The organism is Fibrella forsythiae (assembly GCF_017353175.1).
Classification (GTDB): domain Bacteria; phylum Bacteroidota; class Bacteroidia; order Cytophagales; family Spirosomataceae; genus Fibrella; species Fibrella forsythiae.
The window spans coordinates 136,919-158,495 of the sequence record NZ_JAFMYW010000009.1 but is presented as its reverse complement, the minus strand read 5'-3'; the positions used below and the strand labels follow the sequence as shown (position 1 = coordinate 158,495).

The following is a 21,577-nucleotide window of genomic DNA, read 5'->3' as shown; positions in this document are numbered from 1 at the left end:
ACTCGCCACAGGCAAGCGACAACGATAAACCGCGTAAATACAACCAACTTCCCTGTCAACTTTATGACTACTAGTAAAGACTCATTTCGTCCATTTATCGCCTCAGCGTTCAGCGCGTTGCTGCTTGTGCTGCTGATGAGCTGGACCAGCAAAAAGACCGACAAGGTGCTGATCTTCTCGAAAAACGTGGATAATCAGCAGGCGGCGGCAGCGGCGGCAGGTACGTTGATGACCCTTGCCGAGAAAGCAGGCATCGACGTCGACACCACGACCAACGGCGACTATATCACGGAAGATTCGCTGAAGAACTACCGGGCCATTATTCTGCTGAACACATCGGAAGATGTGCTCTTCACGAACCAGCAGGCCGACATTGAACGCTTCGTGCAGGCGGGTGGCGGACTGGGCTTCATCAACACCCCCGGTTTCACGAAATACCAATGGGCCTGGTACCAGGATATGCTGGCGGCCAACCAGATTCAGCCCTCGAAAGCCCCGTTCTCTATCGGCAAACCGTTCGACGGGGGCCGTGTGTTCTATATGGCAACGGGCGCCAACGGCTTTGCCGATGAGAGTCTGGCGAAGTCATTGGTAGAGGGAGTCAAATTCATTCAGGAAGGCTCGGCGCTGAACTACCGCGCCGCCCATTCGAACCGCGTGCCGGAGGAAAACCGCTTTACGTCGACCATTCTCGAATCGTTCATGGACGAGCCGATCGAGATGGAAGTGCTGTCTGACGGACGGGTGCTGTTCGTGGAGCGCAAAGGCATGATCAAACTGTATGACCCAACGGCTAAGGCGACGAAGACGATCAATAAGCTGCCCGTTCATATCACCGGTAACTACGAAGACGGCCTGCTGGGCATGGAACTCGACCCCAAATTCGACCAGAACCACTACGTCTACCTGTACTATTCGCCAGTTGGCTCGAAGCCCGTGCAGAACCTGTCGCGATTCGTCTTCACCGGCGACAGCCTGAACATGAGTTCAGAGAAGGTGGTGATGCAGGTGCCCGTTCAGCGCGAAACCTGCTGCCATTCGGCGGGTAATGTCTACTTCGGACCAGACGGAAACCTCTATCTGTCGACCGGCGACAACACCAGTTCGAAAGAATCGGATGGTTTTTCGCCGCTCGACGAACGTCCGGGACGTGCGCCGTTTGATTCGCAGAAATCGTCAGGCAACGCCAATGATATGCGCGGCAAAATCCTGCGTATCCATGTCGAAAACGATGGTTCGTATACCATTCCAGATGGCAACCTGTTCCCGAAAGACGGGTCGCAGGGCAAGCCTGAAATTTATGTGATGGGTGCCCGCAACCCGTATCGGATCTGGGTCGACAAGCGCGGCTTCCTGTACTGGGGCGACGTTGGACCTGATGGCGGCGTGGCTAGTGAACGTGGTCCAAAAAGCCAGGACGAGTGGAATCAGGCGCGTAAACCGGGCAACTTCGGCTGGCCGTATTTCGTGGGCGATAACAAACCGTACGCCAAATTCGACTTCGCCACCAATAAGACCGGTGCGCTCTACAACCCCGATCAACCCATCAACGATTCGCCGAACAACACCGGCACCAAGAACCTGCCCCCCGCGCAGAAAGCCATGATCTGGTATCCGTACGACAAATCGAACGAGTTCCCGATGCTGGGCACCGGGTCACGGTCAGCCATGGCCGGGCCGTTTTATTACGCCAATGAGTACAAGTCGGCGGTGAAATTGCCAGCCTATTATACCAACAAGCAGTTCATCTACGAATGGGCCCGCAACTGGATCAAGGTGCTGACCTATGCCGACAACGGTGACCTGAAACAGATCGAATCGTTCCTGCCTACTTCGTTCGTGTCGAAGCCTATCGACATGAAATTCGGCAAAGACGGAGCCATGTATGTGCTGGCTTACGGCATGAACTACTTCGCCCGCAACCCCGATTCGCAGCTGATCCGCATTGAATACACGGAAGGCAACCGCCGCCCGGTGGCAAAAGTAAACGTCTCGAAAACGGTTGGTGCGGCTCCGTTAACGGCAGTGCTATCAGCCAAAGAGTCGTTCGATTATGACCGGGGCGATAAGCTAACGTACCTGTGGGAGTCGGGCAACGGCCAGAAATCAACGGCGGTGGCACCCTCGTTCACCTACGCTAAACCGGGCGTGTACAAGCCGAAACTGACGGTTACCGACGCCGAAGGACAAAAGGCTACGACGGAACTGACCATCAAAGTAGGCAACGAAATGCCGCAGGTCGACGTGGCGGTGAAAGGGAACCGCAGCTTCTACTTCGACAAAACGCCACTGGCCTACACCGTATCGGTGAAAGACAAAGAAGATGGTACGCTGGCCAAAGGCATCACGCCGAAGCAGGTGAAATTCGCGGTGGATTACCTCGCCGAAGGCAAAGACCTGGCCCTGTTGACGTCGAACCAAAATGGCGATGGCTCAGTGAAAAACCTGCGCGGCAAAGAGTTGCTGAACAACAGCGATTGCAAAGCCTGCCATGCTATGAGTGCCAAATCAATCGGCCCCGCGCTGATGGAGGTGTCGAAGCGCTATCATCCGGCGGGTGAATCGGCGGTGGATATGCTGGCGAAGAAGATCATTACGGGTGGTAACGGTAACTGGGGCAAGAACGTGATGTCGGCGCACCCCCAGCATACTGAAGCCGAAACGGGCGAAATGGTCCGGTACATCCTGTCGCTAACCGATGCAGCCCCGAAGAGCCTGCCTTTGCAGGGAACGTACCCACTGACGCAGCACTCGGGCGGCAACGAAACAGGCAGCTACGTCATTTCGGCGAGCTACACGGATAAAGGCAACCCGGTTACCGGTCCGCTGACGGGTCGTAAACTGATGATCCTGCGGAACCCACGCGTACAGGCCGAAGCGTATGAACTGGGCACGGGCGTTGACCGGAAACATCAGGACGGCAGCACCCAAAGCTGGATCGGCGACATTAAAGACGGTTCGTTTATCGCCTTCAAAGGCATCGACCTGACTACTATCGGCGCGCTGGATATCAGTGCCGCCACGGTAGCGTCGCGTGGCGGCCGCATCGAGATACGTACCCAGTCGCCAGCGGGTAAGATATTAGGCACGGCGACCGTATCAGCGGCCAATTCTCCATCGGGTGTGAAGGGTCCGGGCTGGCAAACCGTAACGGCACCGATTGCTCCTACCAGCGGGGTGCAGGACATTTACCTCGTCTTCCGCAACGATGAGGTCAAAGACAAAAACATGCTCCTCGTCGACTGGATTCTGTTCAAGAAAGACAATTCCTCGTCGGTGTCGGGGCGGTAGTAAGTCCTTTTGTCATCCCGAATAATGAGGGATCGTGGCGTTCCTCGCGAATGTGCTTGGCACTATTGATCAGAACGCCACGGTCCCTCATTATTCGGGATGACAAAAAAATCAACGTCACTAAAAACTTCCTCTTTATCAATCAATGCGTGCCCTCCTCTTTACTCAACTTGCCTTACTCGTAACCATCATTAGCCAGGCGGCGCCGAAGCCCAAACTCATTGATCAGAACGCGACGACGGAAACGAAAGCACTGTATCACAACCTGGGCAAGCTAGCCCGGAAGCACATCATGTTCGGGCATCAGCACGCCACCGAATACGGCCACGGCTGGACGGGCGACGCCAATCGCTCTGATGTAAAATCGGTGAGTGGGTCGCACCCGGCGGTGATTGGCGTTGATTTCAGCGGGTTATCCGGTCGGCCAGCGGAAGCGATTGAGCGCACGAAAGCATCGTTACGGAAAGACATCGCCGCCACCTATGACCGGGGTGGGGTGACGACAGTGGCCTGGCATTTCGCGAACCCTGTGACGCCGAAAACGGGTTTTTACTGGAAAGATTCGGTGTCGGCTCCGGCTGTGCCTGACCTTATTCCGGGTGGGTCGCACCACCCACAGTACAAGGACATTCTGAAAACGGTAGCTGACCTGGCCAACACGACAAAAGGGGCTGACGGCAAGCTGGTTCCGATGCTGTTCCGGCCTTATCACGAATTCGACGGCGGCTGGTTCTGGTGGGGCAAACCACACTGCTCGAAAGAAGAGTTCACGGCACTCTGGCGCTTTACGGTAACGTACCTGCGCGACAGCCTGCAGGTGCATAACTTCATCTACACGTTCTCGCCCGACTGCCTGTTTCGCACCGAAGCACAATACCTGGACCGTTACCCCGGCGATGAGTGGGTCGATATGGTAGGCGTTGATAACTACGCCGATTTCGGACGAAACGGCCAATACAACATAGAGGCGGGCATTACCAAGCTCAAGATCGTGTCGGACTACGCCGAAAAAGCAGGTAAACTAGCCGCCTTCACCGAAACCGGGCTGGAGTCGATTCCCAACACAACCTGGTGGACTAACACGTTGCTCAAAGCCCTGAAAGCGGAAAAAATGAAGCTGGCGTATGTGCTCGTTTGGCGAAATGATACGCGCAGCCCAACACACTTTTACGCCCCCTACCCCGGCCAGGCCAGCGTAGCCGACTTCATGCAGTTTTATCAGGATCCGTACACGCTGTTCGAGGCCGACCTGCATCATGTGTACCGCCGCAAGAAGCTGCTTTTCTTTTAGTTTCCCGCCCTACTTAGCAACGAGTGGGTTGTTGATGATAAGCGAAATAGCCATACCGGCCACAATACCCGACACAATCAACGTCCAGCGGAGGCGGCTACTCTGGATAATGTTTAACACCAGGTACGTTATAGAGAGTACGATACCAACGATGACCAGTTGCCCGAGTTCAAGGCCGATATTGAACGCCAGCAATGGCTTGATGATGTCGGCTTCGCGACCAAGCAGACTTCGCAGGTAATTTGAAAATCCCATACCGTGAATTAGGCCAAAAGCGAGCGCCAGCGCGTACCGCCACGGCTGTTTCTCTTTCCGGCTCATGGCCAGCGAGCGCGATTTAGGTTCCTGGTAGAAGAAGTTGGTGATGGCTGTGATCAGAATGGTGACCGGAATGAGCAGTTCGATCAGCGCCGTCCTGTAGGTGATCAGGTTCAGCGTGGCCAGCGCCAGCGTAATCGAGTGCCCGATGGTGAAGGCTGTGACCAGAATGAGCACCTGCCGCCATTGTCCCAGTGTATACACGGCGCAAAGGGCGATAACGAACAAAATATGGTCGTAACCGCTGGGATCGGTGATGTGATCGAAACCGAGGCGGAGATAGATAAAGAAGTCGCTCATACCGGCAAAGGTATACACCGGCGGCACAGGGCCAAACTGCCCGAAAAAGACCCGCGTTCCTGCCTTATCTTCGCCCTATGATTGCCTTTCCTGCCTGTAAAATCAACATTGGTCTGCAACTGACCGAACGTCGGCCCGACGGCTTTCACAACCTGCTGTCGGCATTTTACCCCGTTGGCTGGTCTGATGCGCTGGAAATCATTCCTGCCTCGACATTCGCCTTCAGTACCAGCGGCTTGCCCATTCCGGGCCGGGCCGCCGACGATTCGGATGCTGTATTGGCCAATAACCTGTGTGTGCGGGCCTACGAACTGCTTCGGGCCGATCATGCTCTGCCGCCGGTTCAGATGCATTTGCATAAAGTTGTTCCCATCGGTGCGGGCCTCGGCGGTGGCTCGGCCGATGCTGCAGCCACGATCAACCTGCTCAATACCCAATTTGAGTTGAACCTGACGGTCGATCAGCGCGAAGCGTACGCCCGGAAACTGGGCAGCGACTGCGCTTTTTTTATTCAGAACCGTCCACAGTACTGCGTTGAGAAAGGGGATGTGTTTGACGAAATTGCCCTTGACCTGACGGGTTATTATAGCCTGCTCGTATACCCCGATCTGGCTATTTCAACCGCCGAGGCCTATGCCGGTGTAACACCCCGCCAGCCTGCCATACCGCTCCGTACCTTGCTGGAAAGGCCAATCGAGACGTGGCGGGGCAACGTTCACAATGATTTCGAGGATAGTTTATTCCCAAAGTACCCCATCCTGGCCAGCATAAAACAGCATCTGTATGATCTGGGAGCTATTTATGCCAGCATGAGCGGCAGCGGTTCAACGGTCTACGGCATTTTTTCGGCACCACCGGAGAGAAGTGATGTTTTTTCGCGTTATACGGTCTGGAGTGATAAATTATAAATAGTTTGCTGTTTACTGTTTACTGTTTTCCGCTGCTCTGCTCAAAACACAAGTGTTATAGACAGCAGAGCAGCGGAAAACAGTAAACAGTAAACAGCAAACAGACAATATGAGTCGACTGACAAAGCGGCGGGAGCCGTTCCGGTTTATGGTGTGGCTGGGTATTGGGGGTAGCGTATTGCTGTTCACGGTCCTGCTGGGAATATACATTGTTCGGCAAACCGGTCCCGGCTGGTCTGATGTCGCCCTGCCCAACGTGTTCGTAATGAGTACGCTGGTTATTCTGTTGAGCAGCCTCACACTACATAACGCCAACCGGGCATTCAGGCACGAACAGTTTTCGGTGTACCGGATCAACATGGCAACGACGCTGGTGTTGGGTACGTTATTTATTCTTCTACAGGGCTGGGGCTGGCGACAGATGGCCCGGGCGGGGGTTGGTCTGGAAGGGAACCCCGCCGGCGGTTTTGTCTATATCATCTCCGGGCTTCACCTGCTGCACATCCTGATCGGTCTGATCTTCATTACCATTACGCTGCTCGAAGCACTGCGCCGACGCGCCTACGTCGAATCATTTGTTTACAGCGTCAACCCGCCTAATCAGCTAAAAATCAAGCTCGTCACCCTCTACTGGCATTTCGTCGATGTGCTATGGGTCGTTCTGTTTGTCTTCCTCCTCTTCCACCACCGCGTCGACTGGCGCTTGTAATGGCTGTTTTGATAGGGGTTGATCTGTTTGATCCCTTGGTAGATGTGTAGGGGCAACCACGATAGGTTGCCCCTACACATCTACCAAGGGATATTTGATTAATCAACACAGAAACTAACTAGGTCAAGGAAAGCAGCGTCGCCTGTATCTTTGCCCTATGAATTATATTCTCTTCGATGAGCCAACCATTCGGACGGCTTTACTGCCTTTTACCTTTACCCGACCGGTAGCTGATATTCGTATGGGTATCTGGACCATTACCGAAAAATGGGAAAATTGGCTGAAAAACCCGGTTTCTCACCTGACAGAGTCTTACCTACAACCAAAATTCCCTCACGTTGCGGGCACGGATAACCTGTACATCAACGGGGCTGTTTGTCCAACAGATGCACTGGTCGCTGCCATTCGAACCCTGACCGACGGGCAGGCGCTACTCACTACAGATCAGACCCTGATTGCCGTTCGCACCAGTTACAACCTCGATAAAGCACCCAACGCAACCGGTTTTTTTCCTGTCCCAACGCCCGAAACGCCTGTTATCCTGCGGCAATTACCCGACATATTCGCCTTGAATGGCGATCAGATTCGGGCCGATTTTGCCAGGATAACAGCCGGACGTACCTCTGCCCCGATGACCGACCCGCATACGGCGGTATACGGAGCCGAAAATCTATTTATTGAGGAAGGTGCCACGATCCGGGCGTCGGTATTGAATGCCGAAGGCGGACCGATCTATATTGGTAAAAACGCCACCATTAGCGAAGGTACCACCATGATCGGGCCGTTTGCCCTGTGCGATAATTCGACGGTGAACTGGGGCGGCAAAATGCGGAGCAACACCACCATCGGTCCATTTTGCAAAGTGGGCGGCGAAGTGGGCAACTCCGTTTTCTTCGGTTACAGCAACAAAGCGCACGACGGTTTTTTGGGCAACTCAGTCATTGGCGAATGGTGTAATCTGGGGGCCAACGTGAATAACTCGAACCTGAAAAACGACTACACCAACGTAAAGCTACACAGCTACGCTACCGATCAGCTGGAAGATACGGGGCGGCTGTTTTGCGGACTGATGATGGGCGATTTTACTAAATCAGGTATCAGTACGCTGTTTAATACCGGCACCGTGGTGGGTGTCAACGTGAACGTGTTTGGGGCGGGGTTTCAGCCCAAGCATATTCCCTCCTTTTCGTGGGGTGGTGCTGCCGAAGGCTTTTCCGATTACCGCCTCGACAAAGCCATGTACGTGGCCCGCGAAACGGTTGGCCGACGTGGATTACCCTTCGGGTTGGCGGAGGAAGCACTGTTAACGGCGGTTTATGAGGCCACGCGAGGCCCACAAACGAACCAGTAAGGCGTTCAGGTCGGGGTATAGGCGAAGAGCCAGCAACGTACCCAGATACACCACCACAATACCGGCCGACCGTGCAGCAATATCTGTGATGACAAGTACCTTACTCCCAGCTAGATAAGGTGGTAGCGAAGCCAACAACCAAACCGCAGCGCCGAGCACTACCACCGCACCATTACGCCAGCTAAACGGCTGAAAACCAAATACGTACCAGACAAATCCGGTTCGGGCGGCGTTGAACAGCACCGTAGCTATAACTGCCCCAATGGCCGCCCCTTCTATACCGTAAGCACGTATCAGGCTTGGCGTGATGGCAATCGTGATGATCACCATACCAATGTTAAACGCCGAATCCCAGGCGTACCGTCGCGACGTACCCAGAATTTGCCCGTTAACGCCCGTTGCCATGTCGACCAGTTTGCCGAATCCCAGCCAGAGAATGACAAAGTAGCCCGCTTCATAAGCAGGTTTTAAAAATTGGAAAATATTGGGCAGGTTGGCGGCGATGCCTACGAAAGCGAGACAGCCAATGACCAGTTGGCTGAGACAACTTTTTTGATAGACCGACCGAATCGTGGCCATGTTGTTAGTCTTCCACGCATCAGCAATCACCACCCCCGACACCTTGTAAAGCATTGTAGCCGGGGCCGCAATAACCGACCCGAATGCAGCACTGATCCCGTAAACACCGGTGCTCGACAAGCCTTTCATCTCGTTTATCATCAGTTTATCCACATGTTGGATAACCTGTGTTGATAACCCCGTCATCAGGGTGAGTCCGGCGTAGCGAAACAGCGACCGCCGCAAATCGGGTGGAAAGTTGAGGTGGCGGGGCGCCAGCATGAAGTGCCCATCACGGATCAGGCTGGCCATCATGAGCAGCAACGAAATCAGGTACGAACTCAGCCAGCCAGCCAGCATCATGGGGAAACTGATCAGCCCCTGCCAGTAGGCGAGCACAACGCCAAGAAAGATAAACCGCTGTAAAAAATCCTTCAGGAACGTACCCGTTACGCTGTCGTAGAGCAGGCGGGCGTAATTGTCGAACAGGTTGAAAAACAGGGTGGCGAAGGTCAGCGGCAACAGCAATAGGTAGTACTCTGAAAATAGGGCCGACTTCGCCTGATTATCCGCCTGAATCTGGTCTTTAAACACCAGCACGGCTGCTGTTGCCAGAGAAAAGCCAATGATGGACAGGCTCAGCGACAGCAGCAAAAAGCCACCGTGGCCGCGCTCGTAGTTTCGGAAATACGGAAAATACCGGCCACCAGCTCCGTTAATACCCAGATTGGCAAATTGCGTCAGGATGATGGCGTAGCTCATCAACAACTGAATGAGGCCATTCTGGTCCGGTTCCAGCACGGTGGGTAGTAACAGCCCGGTCGTTAGAAACCCGACAAGGATACCCGCGTAGGAGAAGCCGGTTCCAAGTATAGTCTGGCGTTGAATTGAACCCATTAATGGAGGAAGGGGGAAAGGGAGGAAAGGGGAAAGGGAGGAAGTGGGAAAGGGGAATGCTCTGCCTAAGGCGACTATATGATTAAGCGAACCATTTCCCTTTCTTCCATTCTCCCTTTCCTCCTTCCTTTCCGTAAATTAACGGCAAAACAACGTACCTATACCAATGGTCCATACAGACGGGGTTCCGATCGTTGCCATTCATAGCCGGGCCGAATGGCGCAACTGGCTGATGGCCAACCACGCCAGCTCGAAAGGTGTGTGGCTGATGAGCTACAAGGCAGCCACCGGCAAACCCACCATCACCTACGCCGAAAGCGTTCTGGAAGCGCTCTGTTTCGGCTGGATCGACAGCAAACCTAATAAATTCGACGACGAGCGATCGCTCCTCTACTATTGCCCCCGCAAACCGCGCAGCAACTGGAGCGGCCTGAACAAGGTCCGCGTGGCCCAACTGATCGAGCAGGGGCTGATGACACCCGCCGGGCAGCGCATGATCGATCTAGCCAAAGAAACCGGCACCTGGACCGCCCTCGACGAGGTAGAAGCGGTGATCATTCCTGCCGATTTGCAGGCAGCCCTGGCCGCTACTCCCCCGGCCGAAAAACACTTTTCCGCGTTCCCTAAATCAGTAAAGCAGGGTATTCTGCAATGGATTTTGACGGCCAAACGTCCCGAAACCCGCGCTAACCGGATTTTGGAAACGGCCACGCTGGCCGCGCAGAATATTCGCGCCAATCAGTTCGTCAAGAAATAATTACTAAGCGCAGGCGGTTACGCTTCTGGCGCTCAAATCGGTTGGTTCTGCTCATCACCGTACCTTTACGGTATGAACTACATCGAACTACAGCTTACGCTTTCGCCCGACTTTGCCGACATCCTTACTGCCGAGCTGGGCGAACTTGGTTTTGAGTCATTTACTGAGACCGACGAGGGCCTGAACGCTTACATTCCTGAGGACGATTTCGACGCCGACGAAGTGGCCGAACTGATTGCTCGTTATCAGGCGCAAACGGCAATAGCCTATACCGTTACTTCGTTAGAAAAGAAGAACTGGAACGCCGAATGGGAACAAAACTACCAGCCCATCGAAGTCGTTACAGAAACAGCGTCGGGACCCGAATCGGTACGGGTGCGGGCGTCATTCCACGAACCAGACAACGCGTTTACGTATGACCTGCTGATCAACCCGAAAATGTCGTTCGGAACAGGGCACCACGAAACAACCCACATGATGATGCAACACCAGCTTGGCCTCGATCATGCCGGAAAAACGGTGCTCGATGTGGGAAGCGGAACCGGCATTCTGGCGATCCTGGCGGTGAAACTCGGCGCAACCGACGCGCTGGCGTTCGACATTGAAGAGTGGGCGGTAGAGAATGCCATCGAGAATGCGGCGCTGAACCACTGCCCCCAGGTACGTGTCTTTGGCGGCACCATCGAAGGCGTGCCAGCCAACGAGCGGTTCGATATCGTATTGGCAAACATTAACCGAAACGTATTGCTGGCCGAAATACCAGCCTATGTTTCTCATTTACAAGAAGGTGGCCAGTTGCTGGTGAGTGGCTTTTACGAACATGATGCACCCGACATTATCCGGAAAGCGGTTGAATCGGGCTTATCGATAGGTACCCAACTGACGCGCAACCAATGGGCGTCGGTGCTGTTTATGAAATAGTCGTTATGCTACGTTGTCAGTAAGCAGTCATTTGTCGCGAAACACCGAATGACAATCAACTACGGCACCGCGTAACGACCACCTAATGACAGCGTAGCATAATGACGCCACGCACAATGACTTTTTCACAATGAAGCGAATAGCCTGTTTACTCTGCTTACTACTGCCTTTGCTGGGGCAGGCCCAGAACGTAAAACTGTCGGACAAAGCAGACCAGTTTCTACCCGACCTGCAAAAGCTGATGGCCACCGGTGGGCCAGCGACGTTGCAGGTCGAGAAGGATTTTGAATCGCTCTGGGGCGAATCAACACTGACGGCGTCGCAACGCGACCGGCTCGTGGCGCTTTGCCGACAGATGAACCAGAAACGCTATCAGCCTGCGGCTCATTTTTCGCCGCTGCTCGCTTCACTGTATCATATTGTTTACACGGCCAAGCCAGCCGTGAACGCCCCCGATATTGATAACCTGCTGACGGTGGCCGCAAAGCAATTTGCCCTGAACGACCCGAAAGCGTTTGCCCGCGTGATGGACGCCGCTCGCGCGTTTCTGCAACATCGCGAGCTATACGCAGCCAAATTCAACAAGACGTTCCTGCTCGGTGGTACGTTCTCCTTCCGCTGGATCGACAAAGCAGGCGCCACCGCGCCCGAGGGCACCACAGGTACGTCGCCTGCCACGTCGGAAACGGCAACCGTAGCGGCGTCTTCCAACTTCGACGGATGGGATGCCCCCGTGGGCATTGATACGACCAGACCCAGAGAGATTGGCGTGCTGTATAAACCCATTCAGCGACGCCCCATTCCGGCGGCAACGGGGGCAGTTGTTACGCTCAACAATGCGTTTCTGGCCATTGTGGCCAACGGCGATTCGGCCCTGGTAAACAGCACCTCGGGCGATTTCATCCTGAAAGAGGGTATCTGGGTAGGTAAAGGCGGTACGTTCTCCTGGGCCCTGCAGGGGCGCGAAGACAGGTACGTTACCCTCACCAACTACAGCATGGTAGTGATGAACCCACGCCTCCAGGCCGACGACGTAAGCCTGACGATGGAGAAAGGGGCCAAACCCATTCTGGGAGTGTTTGAATACCTCAGCAAAAAACGGTTCAGCAACGTACCTGACCAGTATCCGCGCTTTGCCTCGTACCGAAACAACGAAGTCATTCCCGGCCTTGGCTCGGGCATCACGTATAAGGGCGGCCTGGCGCTGGCTGGTCTGCAACTGGTTGGGGCCTCGGCCGATGGGCAACCTGCCCTGCTTACTGTGGCCGATCGGGCGGGCAAGACCGTTTTTAAAGCCATTAGCCGCAAATTCGAGTTTCGCGATTCGTTGATCACCGCGCCGGTGGCGCAGTTTACGGGCTACATCGACTCGGCCGATTCAATAACCCACCCGGCTGTTCAGTTCAAATTCGACAAGACCATGCGTGTGGCGTCGCTCAGCCGCATTGATCGCACGGGCTATGGGCGCGTACCGTTCTCCGACACGTATCATAAGTTTTTCATTCAGCCCGAAGTAGTTCGCTGGGACGTACCCAAACAGAAGGTCGATTTTTACCAGATCGGGGCCAAGCGCGAAGTCCCCGTCCGGCTCGAATCATTCGATTATTTCCAGCCACAACGTTACTCCGACATTGCCACCGACTACGGTTTCCACCCGTTGCAGATCATCGGCAACTACATCACCAAAACAAAACAGCAGTCGTTCCTTGATGATGACATTGTTCGGTCGGTGCCCAATGTGAATGCACAGGCCTTGCGCGGATCATTGGGGCGGATGCTGCTGGAAGGCTATCTGGAACAGGACGAACGCACGAAAATGCTGCGCCTGAGCCGCAAGGGAGCGCTGTATATCCTGGCCTACAACGAGAAACGCGACTACGATAATTTCGAGGTCAAGTCATTCTTCAACAGTAACGACTCGGTTCATAACGCCACCATTGATCTGGGCAGCAAGGAAAAATTCCTGACGGTTCGGGGCGTCGATCGGTTCACGATCAGTGATTCGCTGAAGCTATACGGCATGCCAAGCAACAAAACACTGCGCATTGGCAAAGGCCGGTCGCTGGTGTTTACGGGGCAGATGAAATCGGGGAATATGCGCTACAATGGCATCGACCTGGCGTTTGATTACGACAAGTTCGCGCTGAACATGAACAAGATCGAGTCGATCACCTTTACGCCGCAAAAACTGGCCGATCAGGGGCGCACCGACGAGATTGGCGGCGACATCAAGTACGAAAAACCGGGCTCCGTTTTCTTCGCCACCGCCGATAACAAGTCGGGGAAAGTGAAAGGGAAGAAGACCACGCAGCGGCTGGTGATGCCCGAAGGCATGACCGTGTACTTCGACCAGGAGGAGCGCGGCGACCGGCGGTATAATCGGAAGGTATTCTTCAAGATTCCGGCCATTGATAACGACAGCGTGGGTAAAGGTGATATTTCGTTCGTAGGTACGTTCCACTCCGACGGCATTTTCCCGCCCTTCCAGACCGAGCTGAAAACCATGCCCGACCAGACGTTGGGCTTCACGCACAAGGCAGCAACGTACCCACTCTACGGCGTACCGGCCTCGACAGTGAAGCTAACGGGCGAACTGATCATGGATAAAACCGGGCTTCACGCGCCGGGCGAGTTGGTGCATTTGGCCGCGACCTTGTCGAACAAAGAGATCTTATTTATGCCCGACTCACTGGTGGCTAGCGGCGAAACGGGGCAGATCGTAGAAGCACAGGCAACGAAAGTGGCGGTGGCCAAACCAAAGAAAGGCCAGAAGGTGGTAGCGCAGGCGGCTCCGTCGCAAACCTATTATCCTAACGTAGCCCTGGCTAATTTCGGGATGAAGTGGTGGCCCAAGGCAGATAGCATGGTCATCAACACGCAGAAGAACAGCTTCACCTTTTTCAACGGCACTACCAAACTGGAAGGCAACCTGCTGTTACGAGCTACGGGTCTGTATGGAAACGGCCTGCTGACCCGAACCGACTCGGAAGTGCAATCAGAAAGCATCAAGTTTGGGAAAGATGGCTTCCAGGCCGATAATGCCAAGCTTAAAATCCAGTCGATGGCCGATATCAAGGGTATTGCGCCAAAGCCCGTCTTGCTCGGTAATGGTATCGACGTTGATTTCGATCAGGTAAAAGGCATTGTCGATCTGGCCATTAACCGCGATAACCGGGCCATTGACGATACGCTGAGTTCGAGCATGGAATTTCCATACGCCGCTTACCGCACCAACATCAGCAAGGCGCAGTGGAACATGAAGGGCAAAACGATTGCCATGAAAGGCGACGTAAAAACCTCCACATTTACAGCGACCGGCGAAGAGCAGGAAGGACTGACCTTCAACGCAGGCGCGGGTTTGTATGACGTCGACAAAATGACGCTGAACATCAGCGGCGTGTCGTACATCAACTCGGCCGATGCGCGTATTTATCCCGAGAAAGGGCTGGTGACCATCCGGCGCAACGGCGATATGCAACCGTTCAAAAATGCCCGGCTGGAGCTCGACACCGTTTCGTTGTTCCACCGCCTGCGAAATGGTAACATCCAGATCGCGTCGCGTACCCGTTTCTCCGGCGATGCCACGTACCTTTTTGCCAAAGCGAAAGGTGATACATCGGCAATTAAAATGGGCAGTTTCGAGTTTAAAGAAGCCGCCAAAGTGGCAGCTGCACCGGGTAAGTCAGTTGGAAAGACGACGGGCAAGAAAAAAGCGTCTGCTGCCAGCACACAGCCGCTGACCACGTACTACACCGTGGCCCGCGCCGATATTGACGAGAACGATAAGCTGATGCTGACCTCGAAAATGCAGTTCAAAGGCGACATTCAGATGAAGGCTCCCGAAAAGGATCTTGGTCTGGATGGTTTCGTGAAACCACTCCTGAAAAAACGACTCGACCTTGTCAGTGGCTGGATTCCGTTCAAGGCCAACGTGGTTGAAACAATCGACATCCCGGTTGATGATAAGCTCAGGAATGAAGGCGGGCAGTTGCTGGTTGCCGGTATTCAGAGTCGCTTCGGCAGCCCCGGCATTTACCCGTCGTTCCTGTCGCCCAAAGAAGACAACCGCGACGATGATATCTTCCGGGCAACGGGCGTCATGCGCTACGACGAGAAAGAGAAAACCTTCGTGATTGGTCCGAAAGTGGGCACCGAAGGGCTGAATGACGATTTCGAGAGCAATTTCCTGTTCAACGACGACAAAGGCATTATGACCTTCCGGGGGGCCATGAACCTGATGAGCAGCAAGCCAAACACATACCTGCTCGCCAGTGGGTCGGCCCGGGTCAACGTAGACAGCGCCGCCTACCGGATCAATGCGCTGCTGGCCATGACGTTTGCCGTACCGGAGCAGATCAACGCGGCCATTGCGGCCAAGCTGGTAGAGGGCAACCTGGAAGAACAAAACAGCGAAGCAGCCGACGACGACCTGAACCGACTGTCAGACAAGTTACTGCCATTGCTTGGTCAGAAAGCGGTAGATGACTATCGGAACAAAGCGCAAAACCAGCATGTATCGCTGGCGCTGGCATCGCCGAAACTGAATTCTGCGCTGGTGCTGGCCAATACAAACCTCCGCTGGTCTGAGAAGTTCAACGCTTTCTACAGCATTGGCAAACTGGGTGTATCGAATCTGCAAAATGTGGACATCAACGCCCAGATGGACGGGTATATCGAAATCCGTAAAGGAGGCAACGGTGATGAGTTGAGCCTGTATATGGCCGCTTCCGATGAGGTGTGGGCCTTTTACGATTACCACCCAACGGGCAATGGCGGCGCGGGACAACTGGCAATTATTACATCAGACCAAGAGACAAACGACAAGCTCACGGCCCTGCTCAACAATAACAAAAGCAAGTCGCTCCTGTCTATTGTTCCAGCTACTGAAGACGAGAAAGCCCTGTTTGTAGAGCGTTATGAGTCGCAGTATCGCGTGCGGACGAAACCGGCAGCTAAAAAACCTGTGGCCAAAACACCGGCCAAGCCAACTGCCGCCGAGACAGCCGTTGCCAAAGAAGCCGATGGTTTTGGTGGTGACGAAGAGGCGGCGCCCGTAGCAAAACCGGCTAAGGGGGTAAAAGCGACCAAACCAACCTCGAACCGCGCGACAGCAAAAGCAACCGATCCGGCCAAAGACGTAAGCACAGATGATGCCGAACCAGCTGTCAAAAAGCCGACAGTGGCTAAAGGCAAATCCGCAGCGAAAACCGATACGACTAAAAAAGCACCGGTGGTTGCCAAGAAGGAACCAGTGAAGAAAGAGCCGAAAAAAGATAAAGAAGACGAAAAAGAAGGCTTCTGAGTAGGCCGTTCAGGGTCTGACGTTTTAGGGTTGGGTGGCCGAAAAGGAAGGGCACTCAACCCTAAAACAAACTCATATTATGATTCGATTCTTCGTTGCATTTCTCGTCTCGGGCCTGTTTTTGGCCATGGCTCCGGCTAAAAAAGTAACGCTCTTCAACGGCAAAGACCTAACAGGCTGGAAGATCTACGGTACCGAAAAATGGTATGTGGCCGATGGTGAACTGATCTGCGAAAGCGGCCCTGACAAGCAATACGGCTACCTGGCCACCGAGCAAACCTACAAGGATTTCGATCTGTCGGTGCAGTTCAGGCAGGAAGCCAACGGCAATAGCGGCGTCTTTTTTCGGTCATCGATCGAAGGCACCAAGATCAGCGGCTGGCAGGTTGAAGTAGCCCCTAAAGACCATGATACCGGCGGCGTTTACGAATCATACGGCCGGGGCTGGCTGGAACAGATTCCACCCGAAAAAGAAACAATTCTGAAACCAGGCGAGTGGAACACGCTCCGCATGCGCGTGCAGGGCGACCACGTACAAACGTACCTGAACGGCAAACCAATGGTTGATATGCACGATGCTAAAATCGGCGCGGCCAACGGGTCCATTGCGCTCCAGATTCACGATGGTGGCGGTATCAAAGTACGCTGGCGGAAACTGGTGCTGAAGCAACTATAGGTATTTGTTAGGTAGTCATTTGCTGCGCTGTCATTAAATGACTACCGCTAAGCTTCGTTCTGTTCGCTGATGCGCAGGCTTGGATATATACCAAAACGCTGTTGATATAGCCGGGAGAAATACGATACCTTCTGAAAACCTACTCGGTGCGCCACTTCCTTAACGGTCTTATAGCGACTTTCCTCAATCCATTCGTAGGCCGTTTGTAGCCTCACTTCCTGCACAAACTGAATAGGTGACAAACCAGTTAACGTCTTAAGGCGACGATAAAACTGGCGTTGGCTCATGTTGGCGGCCTCAGCCAAATCAGTCACCTGAAACCGATTATCGGTCAGTCGGGCTACTACCTGCTGCTGAATATCCTGTAGCCAGGTCTCATCGGGCGGAGTTACGTTCGTTTCGTCAGGCTCGTCGCTTTCCAGCTCCTGAACGGGAGGCGTAATCCAGAAAGCGCGTTCATGGGCGCGATCAAGCAGGTTTTGAATGCGCGTCAGGAGTTCGTCTTCGTCGAATGGCTTAGTCAGGTAATCGGCCACGCCTAATTGGAGGGCGCGCAGACGGATCTCCTGACTAAACCGGGCGGTGAGCATAATAACCGGAACTGGTCGCCATGTGGGCTGACTGCGTACTGTTTCCAGCAGTGTCATACCGTCCATTTCAGGCATCATCATGTCTGTCAGAATAAGATCCGGTAGTGAATCAACCGTTTGTTCCTCCAGCCACTTCAGCGCTTCGAACCCATTACGGCACCAGTGATAGTTATACTGGGGAGTCAGCAGCATCTGAACGTAGCTGGCCATATCCGGATTGTCCTCCACAAGCAATATCATCTCCCGCTTCACCGATGGCTCTATCAGTTCAACTTGCGAAGCACCTGTATACTGAGTATCAACTTGATAATCAGAGCTTATATCAGGCAATAAGGCGGCTAGTTTGGGATAGGTAACCGTAAAGGTGCTCCCTTTATCCAGCACACTATCGATGAGCAGTTCACCCTGCCACAATTGGCAATATTCGTGGCAAATGGCCAATCCAATACCCGTACCGCCCTGCAACGGCGCGTTTGGCCTACCCGACTGGTAGTAACGCTCAATCACATGAGGCAGGTCATCGGGGTGGATACCGCAGCCGGTATCGGCCACAGACAAACGTACCTGATTACCGGCTTCAATCAGCCGAATCGTGATTGTTCCCCCTCTGGGTGTAAAGCGCAGGGCATTCGCTACGAGATTACGGATCACCGTTTCGAGCTTGGGTACGTCGAGCAGCATACCAATGGGCCGGTCAAGCCCCACGATATCCAGTCTGATGCCGGCAAAACTCGCCTGGGTATTAAACGCCGTCACTGTTCGGGCAACCACGGCTCGCAGGTCGGCCGGTTGCGAGTCGAGTTGTAGTTGACCTGCTTCGAGCTTACCTAGCCCGAGCAGGTCATTAACCAGTTCCTGAAGCCGCCGGGCGTTTCGTTCCATGGTTGCCAGCAACTGTTCAGTTGTTGTATCGGCGGTTCGTTTACTCAGGTACGTTAGCGGGCCAAGCAGCAGGGTCAGCGGCGTACGGAACTCGTGGGTGACGTTGGCAAAGAATCGCGATTTAAGGGTAGCATTTTCCCGTAGTTCAGCCGCCTGTTGCTCAATAATGGCTTTATCTTCCTCGATCCGAGCCGTTCGGTTGGCCACTTCCGCTTCCAGTCGAATAGTTTCCCGCACCAGCAGCCGGTTCCGCCAGCGGAATAGGGCTACCGTTCCGCCGACAATGGTAAACAGGCAAAGGAGCATGAACCACTGGCGTTTATACAGGGGCGGCTGCACGACCACCGGTATCGACAGGGTATTGGAAACCCACTGACCGTTAATACTCTGCATGCGAACCTCGAGTTGATAACTCCCCGACGGCAAACCGTTGATTCGCAGGTCATTCTGTTTTTGGGTTGCCCAGGCATCCTGCCAGCCATGTATACGATACCACAGCCTGGTCTGTCCCAGGTAGCAGTAATCGAGCAAAGCGAAAGACAGCAGGAAAGCCCGGCTCGACGAGGCGATCTGAACCGGCTGGCCTGCCTGATAGTCGTCCAGGTGATTTTCCATAATTCCAGTCTGGCCATTGAGTTGCTGAAACTGGGTGATAACCAGGGGCGCATTGGTGGAAGCACTAGTCTGAATTTGATTAGGCCAGAACGCCGTAATACCGTTTAGTCCGCCTAAAAACAACCGCCCATCAGGTGCCTGATAATTCGCAGTAAAATTAAATTCCTCATGCGTGATTCCGTCTTTGGGCAGGTATGTCCGGAAACGCTCGCTCCGCTTATCGAAACTCACCAGACCGTAGTCGGTGGTAAACCAGAGTCGATTTTTGTTGCGCCGGAGCTTCGGGTTAGGGTGATCGGTGTATAAGCAATAGAGAGTAGCGTTCAGCAATCCGCTTGCCTGCGTATACTGCTTGTAGCGCCCTATAGCCCGTTCCCATCGTATTAGCCCGCCCCCCCGCGTAGCCAGCCAGTAAACACCCGGCTGGTCAGGATCAATATGAACGTAGGTGATATGGTTGAACGGCAGGTACCGGGGCGCTGCCTGCTCTGTACTGTACCGGGCCGCTATGCCCCGCAGGGTATCGAGCAAATACAGGCCTGACGAAGCCGCTACCCATATCCCACCAGCCCGACGATCCGGGAAGAAGCCATTGACCCGGTTCTCGGCCAGTTCCGGCCAGCTGTTGTATTTGGTGAATAGCTGGTTTTTTTTCCGGGATACATCGAAGTAACTGATGCCCTGTTCGTAGCCTATCCACAGGTTACGCCTTCCGTCAACGCTGATCGCCCAGCATTCATTTTGCTCACCCCGCAGCGGATACTGTACAACCGTTTTCGTAGCTGGCCTCACAAGCGAAAGCATTGACCGGGCCATCCAGAGGCTATCTTTTCCGGCAACGACTATCGGGTGCTGGTAGAATAAGTTCGTTTGCTGGTTCTGTTTGCCAGATAAGGTTGTCTTACGCGCACCGGTGGTCAGATCAATCATCCAGTTGTTGGCCGCATTGACCAGGAGCGAATTGCCCACCTGCACGATACCGCGGGTGGCTACATCGGAATACCCGATCGAGCCCGGAATATTGTAGAAGTAGTGGCTAAATCGATTTGGAGTCAGAGAGAGCAGCAAAACGCCGTTATTAGACCCTACCCACACCCCCCCGGTCCGGTCTACGAGCAAACTACCCAAGAAGAGGATTTTCGCCACAGGAAAATCAGAGGCAGTCAGGTTATACACAACACCTTTTGTAGGGTGCCAGGCAAACAGGGTGCCTTTACCAAAGATCCAGAACAGATCGTGATACGCATCATACACCACCCGTGCACTCCTCAGCAAGGCTGAAGCGGGCTCACCTTCGGTTAGCGCAAAAAACGGGCTTTGGGGGAAGTGGATAGGTATGTTTGCCAGCTGATTGTTCGCATCAAGCCGATACAAGTAGCCCGAGAGTAGTTGGTTCGTCACCTGCGGAAGCTGGTCGGGGGCTTCCGTTCCCTGATATTCATGGTAGAAATAGCTATTTCCCTGGGCATCGGTACAAACCGGTCGAAGTGCTTTGGGAAACGGAATCGTTCGTTGTACCCTTCCCTGCGAATCCAGTTCGATGAGCGAGTGATGAACTCGGTTGGTGTCACGCACCGATAGCAGCAGTGATCCTTTCTGGGTACTGCCAACATGGGCCAGCCTGCTTGCCGCAGGCAATGAATAAATGTCTGTTAAGACTGGTTTATCATCGTGGCGATATACATGGCCCTTTTCCTGATACACGATTAAACGACTCCCCTTCGCAACGGGTATGCCCCGCTGCCCAATGGGTTCGGCCGGGTAAAAATGCCCCTTCCCATCGGCGGAACGCGTACGTATGGTAAACAGAACAAGCTGTTTCTTCTCAGGGATCCATTGTTCTATCCATTGATCCAGGAATGAATGCGATTTAAAGAACCAGAGCCTGCTTGTCTGATCAGAACTGATTCTTTCGATAAAAAAAGGCATTTGTTTCCGCGATGCGCGTGCGTAGTCGGGCAATGGCCAGAAGCGGCTACCATCAAACCGGTAGGCATTGTTGAGGGTACCGATCCAGATGAATCCCTGCGCATCCTGCTCAAGACGTGTAACTGATCGGTTAGGCAATCCGTGTTCAACGGAAAAATGACGTACCTGTACCGAATAAGATGGGTTATCCGGGCGCAACTCCGCTACAACATGGCCAGTAGTATGTTGAGCCATGCCAGTACGTAGGTTGGTCAGACAAACCAACATAACCAGCCATTGACG

General features: G+C 53.9%; 12 protein-coding genes. 9 read left to right on the top strand and 3 right to left on the bottom strand.

The genetic code is table 11. The annotated features are described in order from the left end of the window. Positions 1-63 precede the first annotated feature (63 nt). Together J2I46_RS25170 and J2I46_RS25165 are read left to right on the top strand one after the other, a co-directional pair. Complete coding sequence (locus J2I46_RS25170; RefSeq protein ID WP_207331851.1) at positions 64-3,291, top strand: PQQ-dependent sugar dehydrogenase; 3,228 nt, start codon at positions 64-66, stop codon at positions 3,289-3,291. Positions 3,292-3,436: 145 nt separating this feature from the next. Next, complete coding sequence (locus J2I46_RS25165) at positions 3,437-4,582, top strand: glycoside hydrolase family 26 protein (RefSeq protein WP_207331850.1); 1,146 nt, start codon at positions 3,437-3,439, stop codon at positions 4,580-4,582. 9 nt (positions 4,583-4,591) lie between these two features. Here the strand turns inward: J2I46_RS25165 and J2I46_RS25160 are convergent, their stop codons facing one another. Next, the gene (locus J2I46_RS25160; protein WP_207331849.1) at positions 4,592-5,200 is read right to left on the bottom strand and encodes a HupE/UreJ family protein; all 609 of its coding nucleotides are present in this window, start codon (positions 5,198-5,200) and stop codon (positions 4,592-4,594) included. A gap of 77 nt (positions 5,201-5,277) precedes the next feature. Here J2I46_RS25160 and J2I46_RS25155 point away from each other — a divergent pair, with 77 nt between their 5' ends. From J2I46_RS25155 to J2I46_RS25145, 3 genes are all read left to right on the top strand, one after another. Beyond that, the gene (locus J2I46_RS25155; protein WP_207331848.1) at positions 5,278-6,108 is read left to right on the top strand and encodes a 4-(cytidine 5'-diphospho)-2-C-methyl-D-erythritol kinase; all 831 of its coding nucleotides are present in this window, start codon (positions 5,278-5,280) and stop codon (positions 6,106-6,108) included. A gap of 109 nt (positions 6,109-6,217) precedes the next feature. Continuing rightward, positions 6,218-6,817 (top strand): cytochrome c oxidase subunit 3, encoded by a 600-nt coding sequence (locus tag J2I46_RS25150; RefSeq protein ID WP_207331847.1) that lies wholly within the window; start codon positions 6,218-6,220, stop codon positions 6,815-6,817. 157 nt (positions 6,818-6,974) lie between these two features. Next, complete coding sequence (locus tag J2I46_RS25145; protein ID WP_207331846.1) at positions 6,975-8,168, top strand: putative sugar nucleotidyl transferase; 1,194 nt, start codon at positions 6,975-6,977, stop codon at positions 8,166-8,168. Here the strand turns inward: J2I46_RS25145 and J2I46_RS25140 are convergent. Further along, entirely contained in the window at positions 8,121-9,623 is a 1,503-nt protein-coding gene (locus J2I46_RS25140; protein ID WP_207331845.1) for a lipopolysaccharide biosynthesis protein, read from the bottom strand. The two genes, J2I46_RS25145 and J2I46_RS25140, sit on opposite strands and share 48 nt — an antisense overlap. Positions 9,624-9,789: 166 nt before the next feature. Here J2I46_RS25140 and J2I46_RS25135 point away from each other — a divergent pair, with 166 nt between their 5' ends. The 4 genes from J2I46_RS25135 to J2I46_RS25120 all read left to right on the top strand — a co-directional run bounded on the left by J2I46_RS25135 (position 9,790) and on the right by J2I46_RS25120 (position 17,279). Next, on the top strand, positions 9,790-10,380 hold the full coding sequence (locus J2I46_RS25135; protein WP_207331844.1) for a YdeI/OmpD-associated family protein: 591 nt from the start codon (positions 9,790-9,792) through the stop codon (positions 10,378-10,380). A gap of 72 nt (positions 10,381-10,452) precedes the next feature. Further along, entirely contained in the window at positions 10,453-11,301 is an 849-nt protein-coding gene (gene prmA, locus J2I46_RS25130; RefSeq protein WP_207331843.1) for a 50S ribosomal protein L11 methyltransferase, read from the top strand. A gap of 130 nt (positions 11,302-11,431) precedes the next feature. Then, on the top strand, positions 11,432-16,603 hold the full coding sequence (locus J2I46_RS25125; RefSeq protein WP_207331842.1) for a hypothetical protein: 5,172 nt from the start codon (positions 11,432-11,434) through the stop codon (positions 16,601-16,603). A 79-nt stretch (positions 16,604-16,682) separates the two neighbouring features. Then, on the top strand, positions 16,683-17,279 hold the full coding sequence (locus tag J2I46_RS25120; protein WP_207331841.1) for a 3-keto-disaccharide hydrolase: 597 nt from the start codon (positions 16,683-16,685) through the stop codon (positions 17,277-17,279). Between the two features lie 47 nt (positions 17,280-17,326). Here the strand turns inward: J2I46_RS25120 and J2I46_RS25115 are convergent, their stop codons facing one another. Continuing rightward, positions 17,327-21,529 carry a response regulator gene (locus tag J2I46_RS25115; RefSeq protein ID WP_207331840.1) on the bottom strand — a complete coding sequence of 1,401 codons (4,203 nt, stop codon included), beginning with the start codon at positions 21,527-21,529 and terminating at the stop codon, positions 17,327-17,329. Between the last annotated feature and the right edge of the window lie 48 nt (positions 21,530-21,577).

What these genes read in the sequence shown, in the direction of transcription:
- J2I46_RS25170 (WP_207331851.1), top strand. Translation starts at nt 64, where the DNA reads ATGACTACTAGTAAAGACTCATTTCGTCCATTTATCGCCTCAGCGTTC.
- prmA (WP_207331843.1), top strand. Translation starts at nt 10,453, where the DNA reads ATGAACTACATCGAACTACAGCTTACGCTTTCGCCCGACTTTGCCGAC.
- J2I46_RS25115 (WP_207331840.1), bottom strand. Translation starts at nt 21,529, where the DNA reads ATGGCTCAACATACTACTGGCCATGTTGTAGCGGAGTTGCGCCCGGAT.
- J2I46_RS25125 (WP_207331842.1), top strand. Translation starts at nt 11,432, where the DNA reads ATGAAGCGAATAGCCTGTTTACTCTGCTTACTACTGCCTTTGCTGGGG.
- J2I46_RS25120 (WP_207331841.1), top strand. Translation starts at nt 16,683, where the DNA reads ATGATTCGATTCTTCGTTGCATTTCTCGTCTCGGGCCTGTTTTTGGCC.
- J2I46_RS25150 (WP_207331847.1), top strand. Translation starts at nt 6,218, where the DNA reads ATGAGTCGACTGACAAAGCGGCGGGAGCCGTTCCGGTTTATGGTGTGG.
- J2I46_RS25160 (WP_207331849.1), bottom strand. Translation starts at nt 5,200, where the DNA reads ATGAGCGACTTCTTTATCTATCTCCGCCTCGGTTTCGATCACATCACC.
- J2I46_RS25145 (WP_207331846.1), top strand. Translation starts at nt 6,975, where the DNA reads ATGAATTATATTCTCTTCGATGAGCCAACCATTCGGACGGCTTTACTG.
- J2I46_RS25155 (WP_207331848.1), top strand. Translation starts at nt 5,278, where the DNA reads ATGATTGCCTTTCCTGCCTGTAAAATCAACATTGGTCTGCAACTGACC.
- J2I46_RS25140 (WP_207331845.1), bottom strand. Translation starts at nt 9,623, where the DNA reads ATGGGTTCAATTCAACGCCAGACTATACTTGGAACCGGCTTCTCCTAC.
- J2I46_RS25135 (WP_207331844.1), top strand. Translation starts at nt 9,790, where the DNA reads ATGGTCCATACAGACGGGGTTCCGATCGTTGCCATTCATAGCCGGGCC.
- J2I46_RS25165 (WP_207331850.1), top strand. Translation starts at nt 3,437, where the DNA reads ATGCGTGCCCTCCTCTTTACTCAACTTGCCTTACTCGTAACCATCATT.